Raw genomic sequence first — 19630 nt, forward strand, 5'->3', positions numbered from 1 at the left:
ATCATCAAAGGCGCAACCATGTGGCCCTATCCCAAAATTGTTGCCCATCGCGGCGGCGGCACGCTGGCGCCGGAAAACACCGTAGCCGGCTTGCGCGCCGGCCTGGCGCGCGGCTTCCACGCCGTCGAGTTTGACGTGATGCTGTCGCGCGACGGTATCGGCATGGTGGTGCACGATCCGGAGTTTGGCCGCACCGTGGCCGGGCAGGGCAGCGTGGCCGGCACCGACGCCGTCGACCTGTCCAATATGGATGCCGGCAGCTGGTTTGGCGCTGAATTCCGCGACGAGCCGATACCGTTCTACACCCAGTTCATTGACTTCTGCAAGGCGCAGCGCATCTGGATGAATGTGGAAATCAAACCGGCCGACGGTTTCGAGGCGGCCACCGGCGCCTGGGTGGCCAAGGTCACACGCGACAGCTACGCCGCCGAACTGGTCACCGGCGATTCGGCCGGCTATCCCTTGCTGTCGTCGTTCAGCTACGACGCCCTGGCCGCCGCCCGCGACAGCGCCCCCGAACTGCCGCGCGGCTACCTGCTGGACACCATCCCCGCCGACTGGCAGCAGCAGGCGCAGGCGTTAGGCGTGGTGGCCATCCACACCAACCACAAGCACCTGACGACCGAGCTGGCGGCGCAGATCAAGGCCGCCGGCTACGGGTTGTTCTGCTACACCGTCAACGATCCCGAACGGGCGCGCGAAATCCTGGCCTGGGGCGTGGACGGCTTCTGCACCGACCGCATCGACCTGATCGGCCCCAGTTTCGCCTGAGGCTCCAACAGGATTATTTTCCATTCGCGTGACAATCCGGGTAGACATTCCGGCGATCGGCTCTATGCTGATTTCAGAATGTCGAAGGGGAGGACATGCAGCTTGCGCTAACGTCCTATGCGGTTGCCACGTATCTGGACGCCGCCTTGAATCACATGGACATTGCGGTGTTCCTGGTCGATGCGGAGTTGCGCCTGTTGCACGCCAACGCCGCCGCCGGCGCGCTGCTGGAACGTGATACGGCCTTGCGCCTGCACGGCGACAAGCTGTTGCAGGACGCCGTCTGCGGCGACAAGTCGCTGGCGCAGCTGGTCGCCGCCGTACTCGCTTCGCCACACGATACAGCGCATCTGCATGCCCTCAGTTTACCGCGTCGCAATCGCCAGCCGCTGCTGCTGACGGTGGTGCCGTTTCTGCCGCCCGAAGAGCTGGCCGCGCTGCCGGCCTGCGCGATTGTGATGGCCGGCGACCCCGAGGCGCACCGCCTGCCGCGCCAGCTGTTGATGCAGCTGTTCGACCTCACACCGGCCGAGGCCGGCGTGGCGCAGGCGCTGGCGCACGGCGAAGCGCTGGAAGACATCGCGGCCGCGCTCGACATCAGCCTGCACACCGTCAAGACCCATCTGCAGAAGCTGTTCCGCAAGACCGGTACGCGCCGCCAGGGTGAACTGGTGTCGATGCTGCATGGCGTGCCGGCCGCATCGTTGTGTGCTCAGTCGTTCGAGTGATGTATCTGCCGCTATCGCTGCCTAGACTTGTGACACGCTGCCGGCTGGCGGTGTCACATCAACAAGAGAAGTCAACAAGACAGGGAGTGGGGAAATGAAAATTCAATGGCTGTTGGGTTTGGCGCTGTGCGCCAGCATGAGCGCGCAAGCGCAGCAGAGCGATGAGAGCGTCACCGTCCCGGCGCCGCGCCTGAGCATCGATCTGCCGGACCACCGCTATCGCATGGAGGACTGGCAAATGCGCCAATTCCGCGGGTCTTATACGCTTGACAACGGCCAGACGCTGCACCTGCGCGGCGGCGGCACGGCGGTGTACGGTGAAATCGACGAGCTGGGGCCGCACCGCATGGTGGCCATCCGGCCCAACACCTTTGTGGCGCTGGACCGCAAGCTGCAGGTGCGGATCGACTTCGATCAGAACGACGATGCCGGCGGCGAGGTGCTGATGGCCGTGCCGCAACGCAACCTCGCCAGCGGCGAAATCACCGAGCAGGTAGTCAGGCTGGCGACGCGTTAGTTGGGGGAAGTACGGGCTGGCTGTGGCATAATCGTTCTTTTGCACCAGCCAGCTATTTACCTCATAACGACATGAAATCATCTGAAATCCGCGAGAAGTTCCTCAAATTTTTCGAATCTAAGGGTCATACCATTGTCCGGTCCAGCCCGCTGGTGCCAGGCAATGACCCAACCATGCTGTTGACCAATTCCGGTATGGTGCAGTTCAAGGACGTGTTCCTGGGCCTGGACAGCCGCCCGTACTCGCGCGCCACCAGCGTGCAGCGCTGCGTACGCGCCGGCGGCAAGCACAACGATCTGGAAAACGTCGGCTACACCGCGCGTCACCACACCTTCTTCGAAATGCTGGGCAATTTCAGCTTCGGCGACTACTTCAAGCGCGACGCCATCAACTTCGCGTGGGAACTGCTGACCAAGGTCTACCTGCTGCCGGCCGACAAGCTGACCGTCACCGTCTACTTTGAAGATGACGAAGCCTACGACATCTGGGCCAATGAAATCGGTGTGCCGAAAGAGCGCATCATCCGTATCGGCGACAACAAGGGCTCGCGCTACGCGTCGGACAACTTCTGGCAGATGGCCGACGTCGGCCCATGCGGTCCGTGCACCGAGATCTTCTACGACCACGGCGCCGACATCTGGGGCGGTCCTCCGGGCTCGGCCGAGGAAGACGGCGACCGCTTCATCGAAATCTGGAACCTGGTGTTCATGCAGTTCAACCGCGACGAAGCGGGCGTGATGCACAAGCTGCCGAAGCCATGCGTGGACACCGGCATGGGCATGGAGCGCCTGGCCGCCGTGCTGCAACACGTGCACTCGAACTACGAGATCGACCTGTTCCAGAACCTGATCAAGGCCGCCGCGCGCGAAACCGGCGCCACCGACCTGGAATCGAAATCGCTGCGCGTGATCGCCGACCACATCCGCGCCGCCTCGTTCCTGATCGTCGACGGCATCATTCCTGGCGCCGAAGGCCACGGCTACGTCCTGCGCCGCATCATCCGCCGCGCGCTGCGTCACGGCCACAAGCTGGGCCAGACCAAGCCATTCTTCTACAAGCTGGTGGAAGACCTGGACATCGAGATGGGCACCGCCTATCCGGAGCTGAAAGAAGCCAAGGCGCGCGTCGCCGCCACGCTGAAGGCGGAAGAAGAGCGCTTCGGCGAAACGCTGGAAAACGGCATGAAGATCCTGGAAGCGCAGCTGGCCAAGGATCCAAGCAAGCTGGACGGCGCAACCGCCTTCACGCTGTACGACACCTATGGTTTCCCGCTGGATTTGACCGCCGACATCTGCCGCGAACGCAATATCACGCTGGATGAAGACGGCTTCAACGCCGCGATGGAGCAGCAGAAGAAAACCGCGCGCGCCGCCGGCAAGTTCAAGATGGCCGCCAACGTTGAATACAGCGGCGAAAAAACCAAGTTCATCGGTTACGATGACCTGAGCGTGGAGGCGAAAGTGATCGCGCTGTACGCCAACGGCGCATCGGTGCAGGAACTTAAAGCAGGCGAGCAGGGCATCGTGGTGCTGGACACCACGCCGTTCTACGCCGAATCCGGCGGCCAGGTTGGCGACCAGGGCGAAATCAAAGCCGCTGGCGGTCTGTTCACCGTGGAAGACACGTTGAAGATTCAGGCCGACGTGTTCGGCCAGCACGGCGTGCTGACCCAGGGTTCGCTGAAAGTGGGCGAGATCGTCGCCGCGCAGGTGGACCTGCACAAGCGTGGCCGCACCATCCGTAACCACTCGGCGACCCACCTGATGCACAAAGCCCTGCGCGAAGTGCTGGGCGGCCATGTGGCGCAAAAAGGTTCGCTGGTCGATCCGGATAAAACCCGTTTCGACTTCAGCCACAACGCGCCGCTGACGGCCGAGCAGATCGCTGAAGTGGAAGCCAAGGTCAACAAAGAGATCCTGGAAAACCACGCCACCAAGGCGCAGCACATGTCGTTCGACGACGCGGTCAAGCACGGCGCCATGGCGCTGTTCGGCGAGAAGTACGGCGACGAAGTGCGCGTGCTGGACATCGGCACCTCGAAAGAGCTGTGCGGTGGCGTGCACGTGCAGCGCACCGGCGATATCGGCCTGTTCAAGATCATCGCGGAAGGCGGCGTTGCTGCCGGCATCCGTCGCGTGGAAGCCGTGACCGGCGAAGGCGCGCTGGCGCTGGTGCAGGGTATGGCCCGCAAGCTGAACGAAGCGGCCTCGGCGCTCAAATCGAATCCGGACGAGCTGATCGTCAAGATCGGCGCCGTGCAGGACCAGGTCAAATCGCTGGAGAAAGAACTGGCGGCGCTGAAGTCCAAACTGGCTGCCGGCCAGGGCGACGAGCTGGCTGCGCAAGCGGTCGACGTCAACGGCATCAAGGTGCTGGCGGCAACGCTGGACGGCGCCGATGTGACCGGCCTGCGCGAGACCATGGACAAGCTGAAGGACAAGCTGAAGACGGCCGCCATCGTGCTGGCTTCGGTCAACGACGGCAAAGTCAGTCTGATTGCCGGCGTCACCGCCGACACCACCTCGAAGGTCAAGGCCGGTGAACTGGTCAACTTCGTTGCACAACAAGTGGGCGGCAAAGGCGGCGGACGCCCCGATATGGCGCAAGCCGGCGGTACCGATCCAAGCGGTCTGCCGGGTGCGTTGGCAGGTGTTGCCGAGTGGATCGGCTCCCGCCTGTAAAGTTGCAAATCCGGCTGTAAAGCTGTGTTAATGCGGCCTGCGTGCGACTTGGTGTCGCCAGCAGGCCGTTGTCGTCTGGGGCGGACTGTTGTATACTTTCCAGCTTGCGTTGCGAACTTGCAACGTACAACGAACTATTTTGGTGCAGCGCGTCATCCCCTCTAAAAAGGAGTAGTATGGCGACACCTCCCCACAAACGAGCGGGTTTCTTGATGAGCGAAACAATACTAGAAAACGATACCATCGAATTCCACAAGGAATTGGATGCGCGCGGTCTGAACTGTCCGCTGCCGATTCTGAAGGCCAAGAAAGCCCTTTCGGAATTGCAGAGCGGTGAAGTGCTGCGCATCATGGCGACCGATCCTGGCTCGGTGCGTGACTTCCAGGCTTTCAGCAAACAAACCGGTAATACCCTGTTGTCGCACGTCCAGACTGGCCGTGAGTTTGTCTTTTTGATGCAGCGCAAATAACAGCCGCTGCATTTTCTCCCCAAGAATTTCGTCTGGAAGATTTATTTTTTAGACGATTTCTACTAGCGAAAAATAGCACGATCGTGCTTTGATTTCTTGTGCGGGGCAGATTTCTCATATAATCTAGCCCACATTATTTAGTCCCGAATTCATCTTTTCCCAAAGGCACAGCTATGAAAGTCTTGGTACCCGTCAAACGTGTGGTCGACTACAACGTCAAGGTGCGTGTGAAGTCCGACGGCACCGGCGTTGATATCGCCAACGTCAAAATGTCGATGAACCCGTTCGACGAGATCGCGGTGGAAGAAGCGACCCGCCTGAAAGAATCCGGCAAAGTCACCGAAGTGGTGGCCGTGTCCGCCGGCGTGACGCAGTGCCAGGAAACCCTGCGCACCGCGATGGCGATCGGCGCCGACCGCGGCATCCTGGTGGAAACCACCGCCGAACTGGAACCGCTGGCCGTGGCCAAGCTGCTGAAAGCGCTGGCCGACAAAGAGCAGCCACAGCTGATCATCCTGGGCAAGCAGGCCATCGACGACGACTCCAACCAGACCGGCCAGATGCTGGCTGCGCTGCTGGGCTGGCCGCAAGCGACCTTCGCCTCGAAAATCACGCTGGAAGACGGTAAAGTCACCGTCACCCGCGAAGTGGACGGCGGCCTGGAAACCCTGGCGCTGACCCTGCCGGCCATCGTCACCACCGACCTGCGCCTGAACGAGCCGCGCTACGTGACGCTGCCGAACATCATGAAAGCGAAAAAGAAACCGCTGGATGTGACCAAGCCGGAAGACCTGGGCGTCGATGTGACTCCGCGTCTGAAAACCGTGAAAGTCGCCGAGCCTGCGAAACGCTCCGCCGGCATCATCGTCCCGGACGTCGCTACCCTGGTCGCCAAGCTGCGCACCGAAGCTAAAGTTATCTAAAGGAATCTGAACATGGTCGCATTAGTTATCGCAGAACACGACAACGCCAGCCTGAAGGCCAGCACCCTGCACACCGTGACCGCAGCGGCGCAAGCCGGCGGCGATGTGCACATCCTGGTGGCCGGTTCCAACGCGGGCGCCGTGGCAACCGCTGCCGCCGCCGTGGCCGGCGTCTCGAAAGTCATCCACGCCGACGCCGCGCACTTCGCCGACGGCCTGGCTGAAAACGTCGCCGAGCAGGCGCTGGCCATCGCTGCCGCCTACAGCCACATCCTGGCGCCAGCCACCGCCTACGGCAAGAACATCCTGCCACGCGTGGCCGCCAAGCTGGACGTGGCGCAGATTTCGGAAATTACCAAGGTCGATGCGCCGGACACTTTCGAGCGTCCGATCTACGCTGGTAACGCCATCGCCACCGTGCAGTCGAACGACAAAGTCAAAGTCATCACCGTGCGTTCGACCGGTTTCGACGCTGCTGCCGCCACCGGTGGTTCGGCTGCGGTGGAAACCGTGACGGCGGTTGCCGATTCGGGCAAATCGTCGTTCGTCGGCCGCGAAGTGGCCAAGTCGGATCGTCCTGAGCTGACCGCCGCCAAGATCATCGTTTCCGGTGGTCGCGGCATGGGTTCGGGCGAAGCGTTTAAAGTGCTGGAACCGCTGGCGGACAAGCTGAACGCCGCCATGGGCGCCTCGCGCGCTGCCGTCGACGCCGGCTTCGTGCCGAACGACTGGCAAGTCGGCCAGACCGGCAAGATTGTTGCGCCTAACCTGTACATCGCCGTCGGTATCTCCGGCGCGATCCAGCACCTGGCCGGTATGAAAGATTCGAAGACCATCGTCGCCATCAATAAAGATCCGGAAGCGCCGATCTTCTCCGTTGCCGACTACGGCATCGTAGGCGACCTGTTCGATGTCGTGCCACAACTGGTAGCCGAACTGGGCTAAGCGCGCATAAAGCACACCTGAGGCCACGCTGATCCGGAACGCCGGATTGCCGTGGCCTTTTTCTTGGAGAGACGAGATGCCATACCAACCACCCATCAAAGACATGCTGTTCGTGATGAACGAACTGGCCAACCTGCAAGCGGTCAGCGAACTGCCGGGCTGTGAAGACGCCACCCCGGAAACCGCCGAAGCCGTGCTGGAAGAAAGCGCGAAATTCGTCGCCGCCGAAATCGCCCCGCTGAACCATGCGGCCGACAAGGAGCCGAGCTATTGGACCAAAAACGGCGTGGTGACGTCGAAGGGCTTCAAGGAAGCCTTCCGCCAGTTCGCCGACGCCGGCTGGCAAGGCCTGCAACACCCGACCGACTTCGGCGGTCAGGGCCTGCCGAAACTGGTCGGCACGCCATGCGTGGAAATGCTGCACGGCGCGAACATCTCGTTCGCCCTGTGCCCGCTGCTGTCGGATGGCGCGATTGAAGCGCTGCTGACGGCCGGCAGCGACGAGCAGAAAGCCATCTACCTGGAAAACCTGGTGACCGGTAAATGGACCGGCACCATGAACCTGACCGAGCCGCAAGCCGGTTCCGACCTGGCCGCCGTGCGCACCCGCGCCGAGCCGCAAGGCGATGGCACCTACAAAGTGTTCGGCACCAAGATCTTCATCACGTATGGCGATCACGACATGACCGACAACATCGTCCACCTGGTGCTGGCGCGCACGCCGGATGCGCCGCCGGGCGTGAAGGGTATTTCGCTGTTCATCGTGCCGAAGTTCCTGGTCAACGCCGACGGTTCGCTGGGTGCGCGCAATGATGCGCATTGCGTGTCGATCGAGCACAAGCTGGGCATCAAGGCCAGCCCGACTGCGGTGCTGCAATTCGGCGACAACGGCGGCGCCATCGGCACGCTGGTGGGCGAAGAGAATCGCGGCCTGGAATACATGTTCATCATGATGAATGCGGCGCGCTTTGGCGTCGGCCTGCAAGGCATCGGCCTGTCGGAACATGCGTATCAGCATGCGCTGGCGTATGCCAAGGACCGCGTGCAATCGCGTGACCTGACCGGTTCGCCGTCCGGCGTTTCGATCATCCATCATCCGGATGTGCGCCGCCTGCTGATGAATATGCGTTCGCAAACCGAGGCGGCGCGCGCGCTGGCCTATGTAGGCGCTTCGCTGTACGACCAGGCGCACCATGGCGCCGACGCCGAGGCGCGGGCGCACAACCAGGCGGTGTACGAGTACCTGGTGCCGATCATCAAGGGCTGGTCGACCGAGCTGTCGCAGGACGTGACGCGCGATGGTGTGCAGATCCACGGCGGCATGGGCTTCATCGAAGAAACCGGCGCGGCGCAGCACTACCGCGACGCCAAGATCCTGACCATCTACGAAGGCACGACGGCGATTCAGGCCAACGACCTGATCGGCCGCAAGACGGTGCGTGACGGCGGCAAGATCGCCAAGGGACTGATCGCCCAAGTGCACGCCACCGAAGCGGAACTGGCCAAGCTGGACGGCGCCGATTTCGCCGCCATCCGCCAGCACCTGGCGCAGGGTGCGACCGAGCTGGAAGCGGTGGTGGAGTACGTGGTGGCCAACATCAAGTCCGACATCAAGGGCGTGTTCGCCGGCAGCGTGCCGTATCTGAAGTTGGCCGGCATCGTGCTGGGCGGCTGGCAGATGGCGCGCGCGGCGCTGGTGTCGCAGCAGAAGCTGAACGCCGGCGATGGCGACGCCAGCTTCTACAAAGCCAAGATCGTCACCGCGCGCTTCTTTGCTGACCACTTCCTGTCGCAAGCATCGGGCATCCGCAGCTCGATCACCGACGGCAGCGCCGGCGTGCTGGCGCTGGACATCGAGCAGTTCTGAGCGCTGCGTCTTGAACGGGCGAAAACCTCGCCCGGCTGATCAGCGGCGCACCAGCGTGCCATTGGCGTTTTGCACGCGGTCGCCGCTCAGCATTTTTGGATCGTGGTCGAAGTTGAAGGCGGCTTGACGGCCGTCGTTATATTTGACGTGCACGGTCCACAGTTTGCTGGATTTGGCTTTCTCTTCAATCTTCTTGCCGGCATAGGCGCCGCCGGCGGCGCCCGCCACGGTGGCTAATTGACGGCCGTGGCCGCTGCCGACCTGGTTGCCCAACAGGGCGCCGGCCACGCCGCCGGCGATCAGGCCCAGCGCGCTGCCTTCGCCAGATTTTTCACCCACTACGACGGACGTCACCTTGCCGCATTCATGGCACGCGCCTGGCTTGCCTGCGTTCTTGTATTGGTCGCGCGCTTGCGCCATGGCCTTGTCGTATTCGGTCTTGGCGTCACGCAGGCATTGCATGCGCTGGCTGGAATCGCGCTCGTCGCCGCACAGTTTCTTGTCGTCCGCATAGCGGGTGGCGATACGTTTGGTGTCGGAATCGAAATGTTGCTTTGGGCTTTGTGCCTGAGCGTTAGCGGACAGGGCGGCCAGCAGCAGGCCGGCCATCAGGGTGCGTTGGGTCATGTGGTTCTCCTTTTTTTGATGCTGATTGAATCCAATACGATATTGCTTGCGTACAAGCTGTATTCTTAGTGAGGTCAGCATGAAACAAATCACCATCCATCCCGCGCGCGTCGACCGCGAAGCGTATGCCATCGTTCGTATGAGCCAGGCCGCGCAGCGCTTGCTGAAGGCCAGCAGCATGGCCGATGAGATTCGCGCAGGTCAATGGGTGCTGGCCTGGGCAGTGGCAGCCGGCGTGCGTCCTGCGGCGCGGCTGACCGCGACCTTGCGTTCCATGGCGTCACTCAGCCTTCATTGAGCGCAGCGAGCGTTCGCGCTCGCGGCGCGCTTCGTAGGTCTTTAAATTAGCATAGGCGATTTTCAGCGTCGGTGCGGCGTGATGCTGGCCGCGCGCCAGCATGTCGCCGACGATGTGATCGGCCTCGATCGCGCTCCCGCGTTGCAAATCTTTCAGCATGGATGCGGTGATCGGCGATCCGGCCGCCGTCAGCATGCCGTGGGCGCGTTCGCTGGGGTGCTGGCGGGGCGGGAAGCCGTGGCTGGTGGCGATGGCGTTGCATTCTTCCAGTAAGGCCAGCGTGACGTCGGTCTGGCCGGCGGCAACGATGTCGCCGACGCTGCCGCGCAGCAGGCAGGTGGCGCCGGCCAGCGAGGTGATGAAGATCCACTTCTCCCACATTTCCTGGCGGATTACGCTGCTGGCGCGGGCGTCGAAATTGGCGCCGGCCATGGCGTTTTCAATCGCGGCCACGCGCGCCGAGGCGGTGGCGTCGAGTTCGCCGAATACCAGTGCGTGGGTGTCGTTCAGATGCTGGACGTCGCCTTGCTCGTTGAGCGTGGCGGAAATCAGGCACAGGCCGCCCAGCACGCGCTCCTTGCCGAAGCGCGCGGCCAGCCGTTCCAGGTGCGCCATGCCGTTTAGCACGGGCAGGATGGCGGTGTTCGGGCCGACTGCGGCGGCGAAGGATTCCATGGTGGCGTCCAGGTCGTAGGCCTTGCAGCCGACGATGATCACGTCATAGTTCTGCGTGAGCTGCTGCGACAGCAGATGCGGCGGCGCCGGCAGTGTCAGATCACCCTTGGGGCTGCTGATGCGCAGTCCGTGCTGCGTGAGCTGCGCCGCTCGGCCAGCGCGCACCAGAAACGTCACGTCCTGGCCGGCCGCCAGCAAGCGTCCGCCAAAATACCCACCCAGCGCCCCAGCGCCGACCACCAGAAATTTCATGATTGAACTCCGCGTATCAAATCGATGTTAGCCATAAGCGCCGCCGGTGTAGAGCAGGTCGAACAGGCGGGAGAGGGTGGCGATCAGGCCGCCGGCGCCGATCATCATGCTGGCGACCAGCACCACGGCCACCGGCCAGTGCGTGTCCGACTGCCGCCCGGAGCTGGCGTTGTGGCGCGCGTCCCATTTGTCGTCGGGCGTTACGCCTATTATCAGCGCTTCGAGGAAACCAACCAGGCCGGAGACGATGATCGGCAGCAGCTTGTAGAAGCCATCCGCCTGCGGCGCGATCTGTGCTACCAGCCAGGCCGCCGGCAAGCTGGCCAGATGGGCCCACAGCCACGGATCGCGCCAGCCGCGCAAGTACAGCCGCTGTGCGCCGAGGCCGCCCAGCAGGAAGGCCAGCAGGGCGGCAAGTGTCTTGTTTTTGTGACGGGGCTGGTGCAAAACGGTCATGATTGTCGATCCGATAGCCGGGAATCCAGCAGTATCAGGCATAATACGCCCCCCGGCACGCCTTTTTTACGGGTAAGCCTATTGCCCCGAGTGCCGGAACAAGGGATAATCTTTGATTACCCCAACATGCCCAATTATTTCATTAACGCTTGCTGCCTCGCGGCAAAGCTTGCTATAATTTGCGGCTTTTTCCGTCCTAGCACAAATTTTTTGGAAATATTATGGTCGTTATTCGTTTAGCTCGTGGTGGCGCAAAAAAGCGTCCTTTCTTCAACATCGTTGCAACCGATTCGCGTAATCGTCGCGATGGCCGTTTCATCGAGCGCATTGGTTTCTACAACCCAATGGCTTCGGGTCAAGAAGTCGCCCTGCGCATCACCGAAGACCGTCTGGCTCACTGGCAAGCTGTTGGCGCACAACTGTCGCCAACCGTCGCTCGCCTGGTTGCTCAGAACAAAAAAGCAGCCTAAGCAAGTCTGGTTACCGGTTTGACCGATAAGAATGCATCCGGGGTGCAAATCCCCGACGATCTGGCACAGGTAGGCTTTGTCTTCGGTGCTTACGGCGTTGCAGGCTGGGTCAGGATTCGTCCTTTCTCGGAAGATGCGGATGCACTCCTCAAGGTCAAAACCTGGTGGTTGGATAAGCCGGCGCTGTCCGATGTGGAAGTCCTGCAGGTCAAACTGCATGGCGGCGACGTCGTGGCGCGGCTGGTCGGCGTGACTGACCGGAACGTGGCGGAAGCGCTGAAAGGCGCCGCTGTCTTCATTCCGCAAAGCCGCTTCCCGGTCTTGTCCGACGATGAGTTTTACTGGACTGATCTGATCGGTCTGGAAGTAGAGAATCTGCAAGGTGAGCACCTCGGTACGGTGACTGACATGATGAGCAACGGTCCGCAGTCGATCTTGCGCATTACGCCAGCCGCAGCCGCAGACGCCAAGCCAGAAGAAGTTGCGGCGCAAGAGCGCCTGATCCCATTTGTCGACGCGTTCATCAACAAGGTGGACAAGGAAGCCAAGAAGATCATTGTCGACTGGGGCCTTGATTACTAAGCTGTGCAAAACATTGAGGGCGGTTCGCCATGCAATTTGATGTCGTAACCCTGTTCCCGGAAATGTTTGCCGCAATTACGCAGTCGGGTGTGACCCGGCGCGCGTTTGAACAGAATAAATGTGGCCTGTCGCTGTGGAATCCGCGTGATTTCACCACCGACAATCACCGTACCGTGGATGACCGCCCCTATGGTGGCGGCCCCGGCATGGTGATGCTGGCCAAACCCCTGGAAGCGACGCTCAACGCGGCGAAGCAACGCCAGACCGATGCCGGTCTGCCCGCGCCCCGCGTCTTGTTCATGTCGCCCCAGGGCAAGCAGTTGACGCACGAACGCGTGATGCAGCTCAAGCAGGAGCCCGGTCTGGTGATCCTGTGCGGCCGCTACGAAGCAGTGGACCAGCGCTTGCTGGACCGGGTGGTCGATGAAGAAATCAGCCTCGGCGATTTCGTGCTGTCCGGCGGCGAGTTGCCGGCCATGGCCTTGATGGATGCGGTGATCCGCCAGATTCCCGGCGTGTTGAACACCGATGCCTCGGCCATCGAAGACAGTTTCGTCAACGGCTTGCTGGATTCGCCGCACTACACGCGGCCGGAAACGTATGAAGGTGTGGGCGTGCCGCCGGTACTCATGGGCGGCAACCACGCCGAGATAGAAAAATGGCGCCGCCAGCGCATGCTGGAAGCGACCGCGCGCAAGCGACCGGATTTGCTTATCAAAGCGCGTGAGGCAGGACTGCTCACCAAGCGCGACGAGCAATTTTTGGCAGGCCTCTGAGCCTGCTTGTTATAACCCCATCCTCTACTGGGCAAGCGTGGCAACACGCATAGCGCGCCAGCACGATGGTTTATGGAGTCATTAAAAATGAACCTGATTCAACAACTCGAGCAAGAAGAAATCGCTCGTCTGGGCAAAAGCATTCCTGATTTTGCTCCTGGCGATACCGTGATCGTTAACGTTAACGTAGTCGAAGGCACCCGCAAGCGCGCCCAGGCTTACGAAGGCGTGGTCATCTCCCGTCGTAACCGTGGCCTGAACTCGAACTTCATCGTTCGTAAAATATCGTCCGGCGAAGGCGTTGAGCGTACCTTCCAACTGTACTCCCCGCTGATCGCTTCGATCGAAGTGAAACGCCGCGGTGACGTACGTCGCGCTAAGCTGTACTACCTGCGTGATCGTTCCGGTAAATCGGCACGTATCAAAGAAAAATTGCCAAACCGTCGCCCAGCGGCGAAAGCAGCCGCGTAATATCGGTTGTGTTTGGAAAGGGCGCCCGCAGGCGCCCGATAAAAGGCGCCACTGGCGCCTTTTTGCTTCTAAGGAGTCCCGCATGGCCCAGCCACCTTTCGATCCCCAGCAACTGCCGATAGACGCCATCGCCGGCGAACCCGCCATCCTGCCGGAGCGCCTGGCGCCGGCCTGGCTGCGCGCCCGTTTTGCCGCGCCGCCCGCGGTGTGGTCGCCGGAAGGTAGCGAACGCGTGCTGCCGGCCCGCGCCGGCCGCGCGCCGACGCCGGCTTCGGTGCTGATTCCGCTGGTGCAGCGCGCCCATGGACTGACGGTGCTGCTGACCCAGCGCAACGCCGACCTGACCGACCATCCGGGCCAGGTCAGCTTTCCCGGCGGCCGCGCCGAGGAATACGATCGCGACGCGGTCGACACCGCGCTGCGCGAGTCGGAAGAAGAGATCGGCCTGGCGCGCCACCATGTCGAGATCCTGGGGCGCTGCCCGATTACCTGACCGGCACCGGCTACTGCGTGACGCCGGTGGTGGGGCTGGTGCAGCCGCCGTTTGACGTGGTGGCCGACCCGTCCGAGGTGGCCGCCATCTTCGAGGTGCCGCTGGCCTTCCTGATGGACGGCGCCAACCACCAGCGCCTGTCGGCCGAGCTGCCGAATGGCCGCCGCAGCTTTTATGCGATGCCGTACGAAGGTTATTACATCTGGGGCGCGACGGCCGGCATGCTGCGCAACCTGTTCCATTTCTTGCGCGCAGACTAAGAACTACGCTATCGTAGCGGGCATTAAGGCTATGCCAATGCAAAAGGACGTTTAATGACTTTTCTTTCCATTTTATGCGCGCTGCTGATAGAGCAGATGAAGCCGCTGCGCGCAGACAATCCGATCTACGCCGAAATCAAGAGCCTGGCGTTGCGGATGGAGACCTGGTTCAACGCCGGCCACTCGACCCACGGCCGCATGGGCTGGTTCCTGATGATGGCCATCCTGATGATCCCGACCGCCGCCATCTACTGGGTGCTGCGGCATTACGACTGGTTCCTGGCGGCCTTCGCCTGGAACGTGCTGATCGTCTATCTGACCCTGGGCTTCCGCCACTACAGCCACTATTTCACCTCGATCCAGCTGGCGCTGAACGCCGGCGACGAAGCCGCTGCGCGCGCCTTGCTGGCCGAATGGACCAAGCTGGACACGGTCGGCATGGAAGTCTCGGAAATCGCCCGCATCGCCGTTGAGAAGTCGCTGGTGACCACGCACCGCAATGTGTTCGGCGTGTTCTTCTGGTTCCTGATGCCGCTCGGCCCGGCGGGGGCGGTGATGTACCGCGTGGCCGAACACCTGGCGCGCGCCTGGAACGAACCTGAGCACATGCGCAACGAAGCCTTCGGCCAGTTTGCCTCGCGCGCGTTTTACTGGATCGACTGGATTCCGGTGCGCCTGACCGCCGTCGCCTTCGCCGTGGTCGGTAACTTCGAGGATGCCATTTACGCCTGGCGCAATTTCGCCCATCGCTGGTCCAACGAGGCGATCGGCATCATCCTGTCGGCCGGCGGTGGCGCCATGGGCGTGCGCCTCGGCACGCCGGCGGAAAACGCCGTCAAGGCGCAGATGGTGGACGCCACCACGGTCGATATCGAGATCGAACCGGACGTGATGCCGGGTGACGAGCCCAACATCCGTTCGCTGCAAAGCACCGTCGGCCTGGTGTGGCGCGCACTGTTGTTGTGGATGATGCTGTTATTGCTGTTGTCGAGCGCCTGGTGGCTCGGAGCATCGCCTTAACGGGTACAATAGCGGTATTGCTCTGGTGCAGGAATTAACCATTTCTGCACCAAAGTAGGAAGTATCAGGAAAAAGTCCTTACGTATCAAGGTCTTACTTTTTTAGGTCTTCTATAAGATATAATACGTAAGTCCCTTCCTCTCTACGCAGAAGCAGCCGCGCCTATGTCAGTTCAAAAACCGGCAGAACAGCAAGATTCGTTCTTCATCGTTGGCCAGACCAGTAATGGCCGCCAGTTCCGTCCCAGTGACTGGGCTGAGCGCCTGTGTGGCGTGATGGCCTGTTTCAAGCCGGAAGGCACCGGCGGCGGCCGCGATTCCCACCTGCAGTTTTCTCCGTATGTGACCCCAACCGTGGTCAATGGCGTCAAGTCCGTCGTCGTCAACGGCAAGTTGCGCGACCTGGAACCGCTGGCCTATCACTTCGTCCTCTCGTTCGCCAAGGATAACGATCTGCAAGTGGTCGACGCCTGCCTGTTGCCAGAGAAAAAATAAGCGCAGAGTTAATTTTTCCTTAAGGTACTACCCACGCCGACGGCACCGGCGTATGCTGCACGTTCCTATGTTTTTTCTCTGAGAGACTATGAACAACAGCCGTCTGAAACACGTCGCCGCCGCCAGCCTTCTGCTGTGCGGAATGTCCTTCGCCGCTACCGGAACCGCCTGGGCCGCCGCCGCTCCTGTCGCGGCATTGCCGGCCGGCGTGGTCAAGGGACCGTCAGTCGAAGGCATTACCGAGTACCGGTTGCCGAATGGCCTGAAGGTGCTGCTGTTCCCGGATGCTTCCAAGCCCACCGTCACCGTCAACGTCACGTATCTGGTCGGCTCGCGCCACGAGAACTATGGCGAAACCGGCATGGCGCACTTGCTGGAACACCTGATGTTCAAAGGCTCGCCGAAGAACAAGAACATCCCGCAGGAATTCGCCGCGCGCGGCATGGAGTTCAACGGCACCACCGCCAACGACCGCACCAACTACTACGAAGTGTTCCAGGCCAGTCCTGAGAACCTGAAATGGGCGCTGGACATGGAAGCTGACCGCATGGTCCATTCCTACATCGCGCGCAAGGACCTGGATTCGGAAATGACCGTGGTCCGCAACGAATACGAAAGCGGCGAGAATAGCCCGTTCGCGGTGCTGCTGAAGCGCATGCAGAGCGTGGCCTACGACTGGCATAGCTACGGCCGTTCCACCATCGGCAACCGCAGCGACATCGAGAACGTCAAGATCGAGAACCTGCAAGGCTTCTATCACACCTACTACCAGCCGGATAACGCGGTGCTGCTGGTGGCTGGCAAATTCGATCCGGCGCAAACGCTGCAATGGATTACCAAATCGTTCGGCGCCATCCCGAAACCCAAACGCGCGCTGCCGCCTTTCTGGACCGTCGAGCCGACCCAGGATGGCGAGCGCAGCTTCATCGTGCGCCGCAAGGGTGACGTGCAGATCGTCGCGCTGGGCTACAAGATTCCGAGCGCGCTGCAGCAGGATAGCGATGCGCTGAGCTTCATGTCCGAGATCCTCGGCGACACGCCGACCGGCCGCCTGCACAAGCAGCTGGTGGAAAGCGGCAAAGCGGCGCAGGTGTTCAGCTTCGGCGAGACCGGCTATGCGCCAGGCCTGCAAATCATCGGCGCGGTGGTCAAGGCCGGCCAGCCGCTGGAACCGGTGCGCGATGCGCTGATCGAAGCGGTGGAGAGCTTCGCCAAGACGCCGCCGACCGAAGAGGAGATGGAACGCACCCGCCGCAACTTCGCCAACAGCATCGAGAAGTCGCTCAACAATCCGCAGCGCGTGGGCGTGACGCTGTCGGAAGAGATTTCGCTGGGCGACTGGCGCTTGCTGTTCCAGGGCCGCGACAAGCTGCCGAGCATCACCTCGAAGGAAGTGGCCGATGTCGCCGCCCGCTACCTGAAGCGCGATAACCGCGTGGTGGGTGAGTTCATCCCGGAAGACAATCCGCAGCGCGCCGAGATCCCGTCCGCACCGGGCGTGGAAGAGGCGATGAAAGGCTTCAAGGCCAAAGAGAATGTGCTGACGTCGGAAGTCTTCGACCCGACCAACGACAACATCAACGCCCGCACCGAAATCAACACCATCGGTGGCCTAAAAGTGGCGCTGCTGCCGAAGAAGAACCGCGGCGAGACGGTGGCCGTCACACTGCAACTGAACTGGGGCGACGAGAAAAACCTGGTCAACACCTCGGTGGTCTCCGCCTTCACCAGCGAGATGCTGATGCGCGGCACCAGCAAATACAGCCGCGAACAACTGGCCGACGCCTTCTCCAAGCTGAAGATCACCGGCGGCCCGCAGCGCTTCGAGACCACCGGTCCTAACCTGGACGAAGCCCTGCGTCTGGCGGCGCATGTGCTGAAAGAGCCAAGCTTCTCGCCGACGGAATTCGAGCAGTTGCGCCAGCAGTGGATCGTCGGCCTGGAAGCGTCTCGCAGCGAGCCGCAGGTGCTGGCCAGCCAGGCCATCGAGCAGCACTTCAACCACTATCCGCAAGGTGACGTGCGCAATTCAATGAGCATTGATGAGCAACTGGCCGCGCTCAAGGCGATCAAGCTGGAAGACGTGATTGCCTTCCACCGCAATTTCTATGGCGCCAGTCACGGCGAACTGGCTATCGTCGGCGATTTCGACAAGGCTGCGGTGAGCAAGACCATCGCCGACAACTTCACCGGCTGGAACAGCAAGGCGTCGTATGCGCCGGTGCTGACCACCAATGTGGACAAGGCGCCGCTGCATGTGATGCTGAATGCGCCGGACAAGGAAAACGGCTTCTACACCGCGCGCCTGAACGTGGACCTGAACTCCAACGACGCGGATTATCCGGCGCTGGAACTGGCCAACTACATGTTCGGCGGTGGCGGCTTGAAATCGCGTCTGATGGATCGCATTCGCCAGAAGGACGGCCTGTCCTATGGCGGCGGCAGCGACCTGCGTCCGGGTTCGCTGGACCGTGCCGGCAGCTTCTCCGTCGCCGCTATCGCCGCGCCGCAAAACCTGAAGAAACTGGAAGCCGCGATCCGCGAAGAGCTGGACCGGGTGCTGAAGGATGGCTTCACCGAGGCGGAGCTGGTCAACGCCAAATCGGGCCTGCTGCAAATGCGTCAGCAGAACCGCGCCAAGGATACGGCGCTGGCCGGCGGTTGGGCGCGCAACCTGTATCTGGGCCGCACCTTCAGCTGGAGCAAGGAGTTTGAAGCCAAGCTGAATGCGGCCACGCTGGCGCAGGTTAACGCTGCCTTCCGCAAGGCGGTCGATCCGGCCAAGCTGTCGGTCGCGATGTCGGGCGACGAGGCCAAGGCAGGTGCACCGGCTGCGGCTCCGGCGCCTGCTGCGGCGAAGTAAGCGTCAGAACTTCGGCAAACGGTCCAGCGTAATCACGCGCGGATCGTTGTAGACCTTGCGCTTATGCGCACCGGTGTTGTGGTACTCGCCAGTCCAGAAGTTATCCTGGCTGGTGACGCCCGCAGCACCGGCGGCATCATTCCACACCATGAACCACAACCACCACTCGCCAGCGGCAGCGCTTTGCGCCGGATCGGGAATGTAGCCGGTTTCGGTCAGCGCAATCGGCTTGGCGTGCTGCTGCGCCTTGCGGTACGCCGCGCTGTAGGTCTTGTCGTAGATGTCGTAGCCAGTGATGTCCACCACATCATCGCCCGGATACCAGGCCGGATCTTGTCCATTCCATACCCAGATCAGATTGTGCAGGCCGTGCGTTTGCGTCAGGCGCGTGTACATGTGACGCCATAGCGCGATGTAGGCGGTGGCCGGTGCCACGCCGTCGCTTCGCGGGCGTCCCCACCAGAACCAGCCGCCGGAGCCTTCATGCAGCGGGCGCCAGAGCACCGGCACGTTGGCGTCCTGTAGCCGCTTCAATTCGACAGCGATGCGGTCGATGGCGTCATCGATCCTGCGCCAGTCCTGATCGGCCGGAATGGCGTAGGGCGTCTCCTTGGTGTAGAACTTGCCGTTCTCCATACGCCAGTGCCAGTGAAAACTCACCAGTCCACCCTTGTGCGACCACGCGATAGCTTCCTCGGTCTGGTGGCGGCCATCGGCTTCGCTGGCGTCGTAGTAGTTCATGAAATCGTATCCCATCAGCGCCGGGTACTTTCCGGTATCGTCGTGCACCCGCTGCGCCATATCGACATCGTCGCGCCAAGTCAGGTCGGACTGGCCGGCGATGATTTTCTTGCCCCAGATGCCGAGCAGATAGTCGTAGGTGGCTTGGGTTCTGGCGTCGCGCGGCGCGGCGCTGGCGGAACTGAGGGCGAGGGTAAGCAGGAGGAGGGAGAGGTAGCGCATGCCTTCAATGTACCGCCGCGCGCCGTCG

The 19630-nt window shown here is 61.8% G+C and carries 20 protein-coding genes and 1 pseudogene; 17 read left to right on the plus strand and 4 right to left on the minus strand.

Features of this window, described 5'->3' with window-relative positions; all coding sequences use genetic code 11:
- Nucleotides 1–18 precede the first annotated feature (18 nt).
- The 8 genes from ugpQ to HH213_RS18605 all read left to right on the plus strand — a co-directional run bounded on the left by ugpQ (nucleotide 19) and on the right by HH213_RS18605 (nucleotide 8902).
- Entirely contained in the window at nucleotides 19–771 is a 753-nt protein-coding gene (ugpQ, locus tag HH213_RS18570; RefSeq protein WP_169113208.1) for a glycerophosphodiester phosphodiesterase, read from the plus strand.
- A 95-nt stretch (nucleotides 772–866) separates the two neighbouring features.
- A complete protein-coding gene (locus HH213_RS18575; RefSeq protein WP_169113209.1) occupies nucleotides 867–1499 on the plus strand; it encodes a helix-turn-helix transcriptional regulator in 633 nt (210 codons plus the stop codon).
- A gap of 94 nt (nucleotides 1500–1593) precedes the next feature.
- Nucleotides 1594–2016, plus strand: coding sequence for a hypothetical protein (locus HH213_RS18580; protein ID WP_169113210.1), 423 nt, complete (start codon nucleotides 1594–1596; stop codon nucleotides 2014–2016).
- Nucleotides 2017–2087: 71 nt separating this feature from the next.
- The gene (gene alaS, locus HH213_RS18585; protein WP_169113211.1) at nucleotides 2088–4697 is read left to right on the plus strand and encodes an alanine--tRNA ligase; all 2610 of its coding nucleotides are present in this window, start codon (nucleotides 2088–2090) and stop codon (nucleotides 4695–4697) included.
- A gap of 212 nt (nucleotides 4698–4909) precedes the next feature.
- Nucleotides 4910–5167, plus strand: a complete 258-nt coding sequence (locus HH213_RS18590; protein WP_110846936.1) for a sulfurtransferase TusA family protein — start codon at nucleotides 4910–4912, stop codon at nucleotides 5165–5167.
- 173 nt (nucleotides 5168–5340) lie between these two features.
- Nucleotides 5341–6090, plus strand: coding sequence for an electron transfer flavoprotein subunit beta/FixA family protein (locus HH213_RS18595; protein ID WP_110846935.1), 750 nt, complete (start codon nucleotides 5341–5343; stop codon nucleotides 6088–6090).
- A 12-nt stretch (nucleotides 6091–6102) separates the two neighbouring features.
- On the plus strand, nucleotides 6103–7035 hold the full coding sequence (locus HH213_RS18600; protein WP_110846934.1) for an electron transfer flavoprotein subunit alpha/FixB family protein: 933 nt from the start codon (nucleotides 6103–6105) through the stop codon (nucleotides 7033–7035).
- A gap of 76 nt (nucleotides 7036–7111) precedes the next feature.
- Entirely contained in the window at nucleotides 7112–8902 is a 1791-nt protein-coding gene (locus tag HH213_RS18605; protein ID WP_169113212.1) for an acyl-CoA dehydrogenase, read from the plus strand.
- Nucleotides 8903–8941: 39 nt separating this feature from the next.
- On the opposite strand, the gene HH213_RS18610 is transcribed toward HH213_RS18605, so the two are convergent.
- Nucleotides 8942–9529: a glycine zipper 2TM domain-containing protein gene (locus tag HH213_RS18610; protein ID WP_169113213.1), complete on the minus strand. Its 588-nt coding sequence runs from the start codon at nucleotides 9527–9529 to the stop codon at nucleotides 8942–8944.
- A gap of 79 nt (nucleotides 9530–9608) precedes the next feature.
- Between HH213_RS18610 and HH213_RS18615 the strand changes: the two genes are divergently transcribed.
- Nucleotides 9609–9827 (plus strand): hypothetical protein, encoded by a 219-nt coding sequence (locus tag HH213_RS18615; protein WP_169113214.1) that lies wholly within the window; start codon nucleotides 9609–9611, stop codon nucleotides 9825–9827.
- Here the strand turns inward: HH213_RS18615 and panE are convergent.
- Together panE and HH213_RS18625 are read right to left on the minus strand one after the other, a co-directional pair.
- Nucleotides 9810–10754, minus strand: a complete 945-nt coding sequence (panE, locus tag HH213_RS18620) for a 2-dehydropantoate 2-reductase (protein ID WP_169113215.1) — start codon at nucleotides 10752–10754, stop codon at nucleotides 9810–9812. The genes HH213_RS18615 and panE overlap by 18 nt on opposite strands.
- A 27-nt stretch (nucleotides 10755–10781) precedes the next feature.
- Nucleotides 10782–11210: an NINE protein gene (locus HH213_RS18625; RefSeq protein ID WP_169113216.1), complete on the minus strand. Its 429-nt coding sequence runs from the start codon at nucleotides 11208–11210 to the stop codon at nucleotides 10782–10784.
- Between the two features lie 221 nt (nucleotides 11211–11431).
- Between HH213_RS18625 and rpsP the strand changes: the two genes are divergently transcribed.
- From rpsP to HH213_RS18665, 8 genes and pseudogenes are all read left to right on the plus strand, one after another.
- Complete coding sequence (gene rpsP, locus HH213_RS18630) at nucleotides 11432–11680, plus strand: 30S ribosomal protein S16 (protein WP_072787273.1); 249 nt, start codon at nucleotides 11432–11434, stop codon at nucleotides 11678–11680.
- Nucleotides 11681–11698: 18 nt separating this feature from the next.
- On the plus strand, nucleotides 11699–12262 hold the full coding sequence (gene rimM / locus HH213_RS18635; protein ID WP_169113217.1) for a ribosome maturation factor RimM: 564 nt from the start codon (nucleotides 11699–11701) through the stop codon (nucleotides 12260–12262).
- 29 nt (nucleotides 12263–12291) lie between these two features.
- Nucleotides 12292–13038 carry a tRNA (guanosine(37)-N1)-methyltransferase TrmD gene (trmD, locus tag HH213_RS18640; RefSeq protein ID WP_110846927.1) on the plus strand — a complete coding sequence of 249 codons (747 nt, stop codon included), beginning with the start codon at nucleotides 12292–12294 and terminating at the stop codon, nucleotides 13036–13038.
- A gap of 87 nt (nucleotides 13039–13125) precedes the next feature.
- Nucleotides 13126–13509, plus strand: a complete 384-nt coding sequence (rplS, locus tag HH213_RS18645; protein WP_110846926.1) for a 50S ribosomal protein L19 — start codon at nucleotides 13126–13128, stop codon at nucleotides 13507–13509.
- An 82-nt stretch (nucleotides 13510–13591) separates the two neighbouring features.
- Nucleotides 13592–14262 (plus strand): annotated as a pseudogene (locus HH213_RS18650) (CoA pyrophosphatase).
- 54 nt (nucleotides 14263–14316) lie between these two features.
- The gene (locus tag HH213_RS18655; RefSeq protein ID WP_110846924.1) at nucleotides 14317–15282 is read left to right on the plus strand and encodes a CobD/CbiB family protein; all 966 of its coding nucleotides are present in this window, start codon (nucleotides 14317–14319) and stop codon (nucleotides 15280–15282) included.
- 164 nt (nucleotides 15283–15446) lie between these two features.
- Nucleotides 15447–15776: a DUF3579 domain-containing protein gene (locus HH213_RS18660; protein WP_110846923.1), complete on the plus strand. Its 330-nt coding sequence runs from the start codon at nucleotides 15447–15449 to the stop codon at nucleotides 15774–15776.
- A gap of 88 nt (nucleotides 15777–15864) precedes the next feature.
- Nucleotides 15865–18639 carry a M16 family metallopeptidase gene (locus HH213_RS18665; protein ID WP_169113218.1) on the plus strand — a complete coding sequence of 925 codons (2775 nt, stop codon included), beginning with the start codon at nucleotides 15865–15867 and terminating at the stop codon, nucleotides 18637–18639.
- A 3-nt stretch (nucleotides 18640–18642) separates the two neighbouring features.
- Here the strand turns inward: HH213_RS18665 and HH213_RS18670 are convergent, their stop codons facing one another.
- The gene (locus tag HH213_RS18670) at nucleotides 18643–19602 is read right to left on the minus strand and encodes a glycosyl hydrolase (RefSeq protein ID WP_169113219.1); all 960 of its coding nucleotides are present in this window, start codon (nucleotides 19600–19602) and stop codon (nucleotides 18643–18645) included.
- Between the last annotated feature and the right edge of the window lie 28 nt (nucleotides 19603–19630).

Origin of the sequence: Duganella dendranthematis (assembly GCF_012849375.1) — a bacterium.
Lineage (GTDB): Bacteria > Pseudomonadota > Gammaproteobacteria > Burkholderiales > Burkholderiaceae_D > Rugamonas > Rugamonas dendranthematis.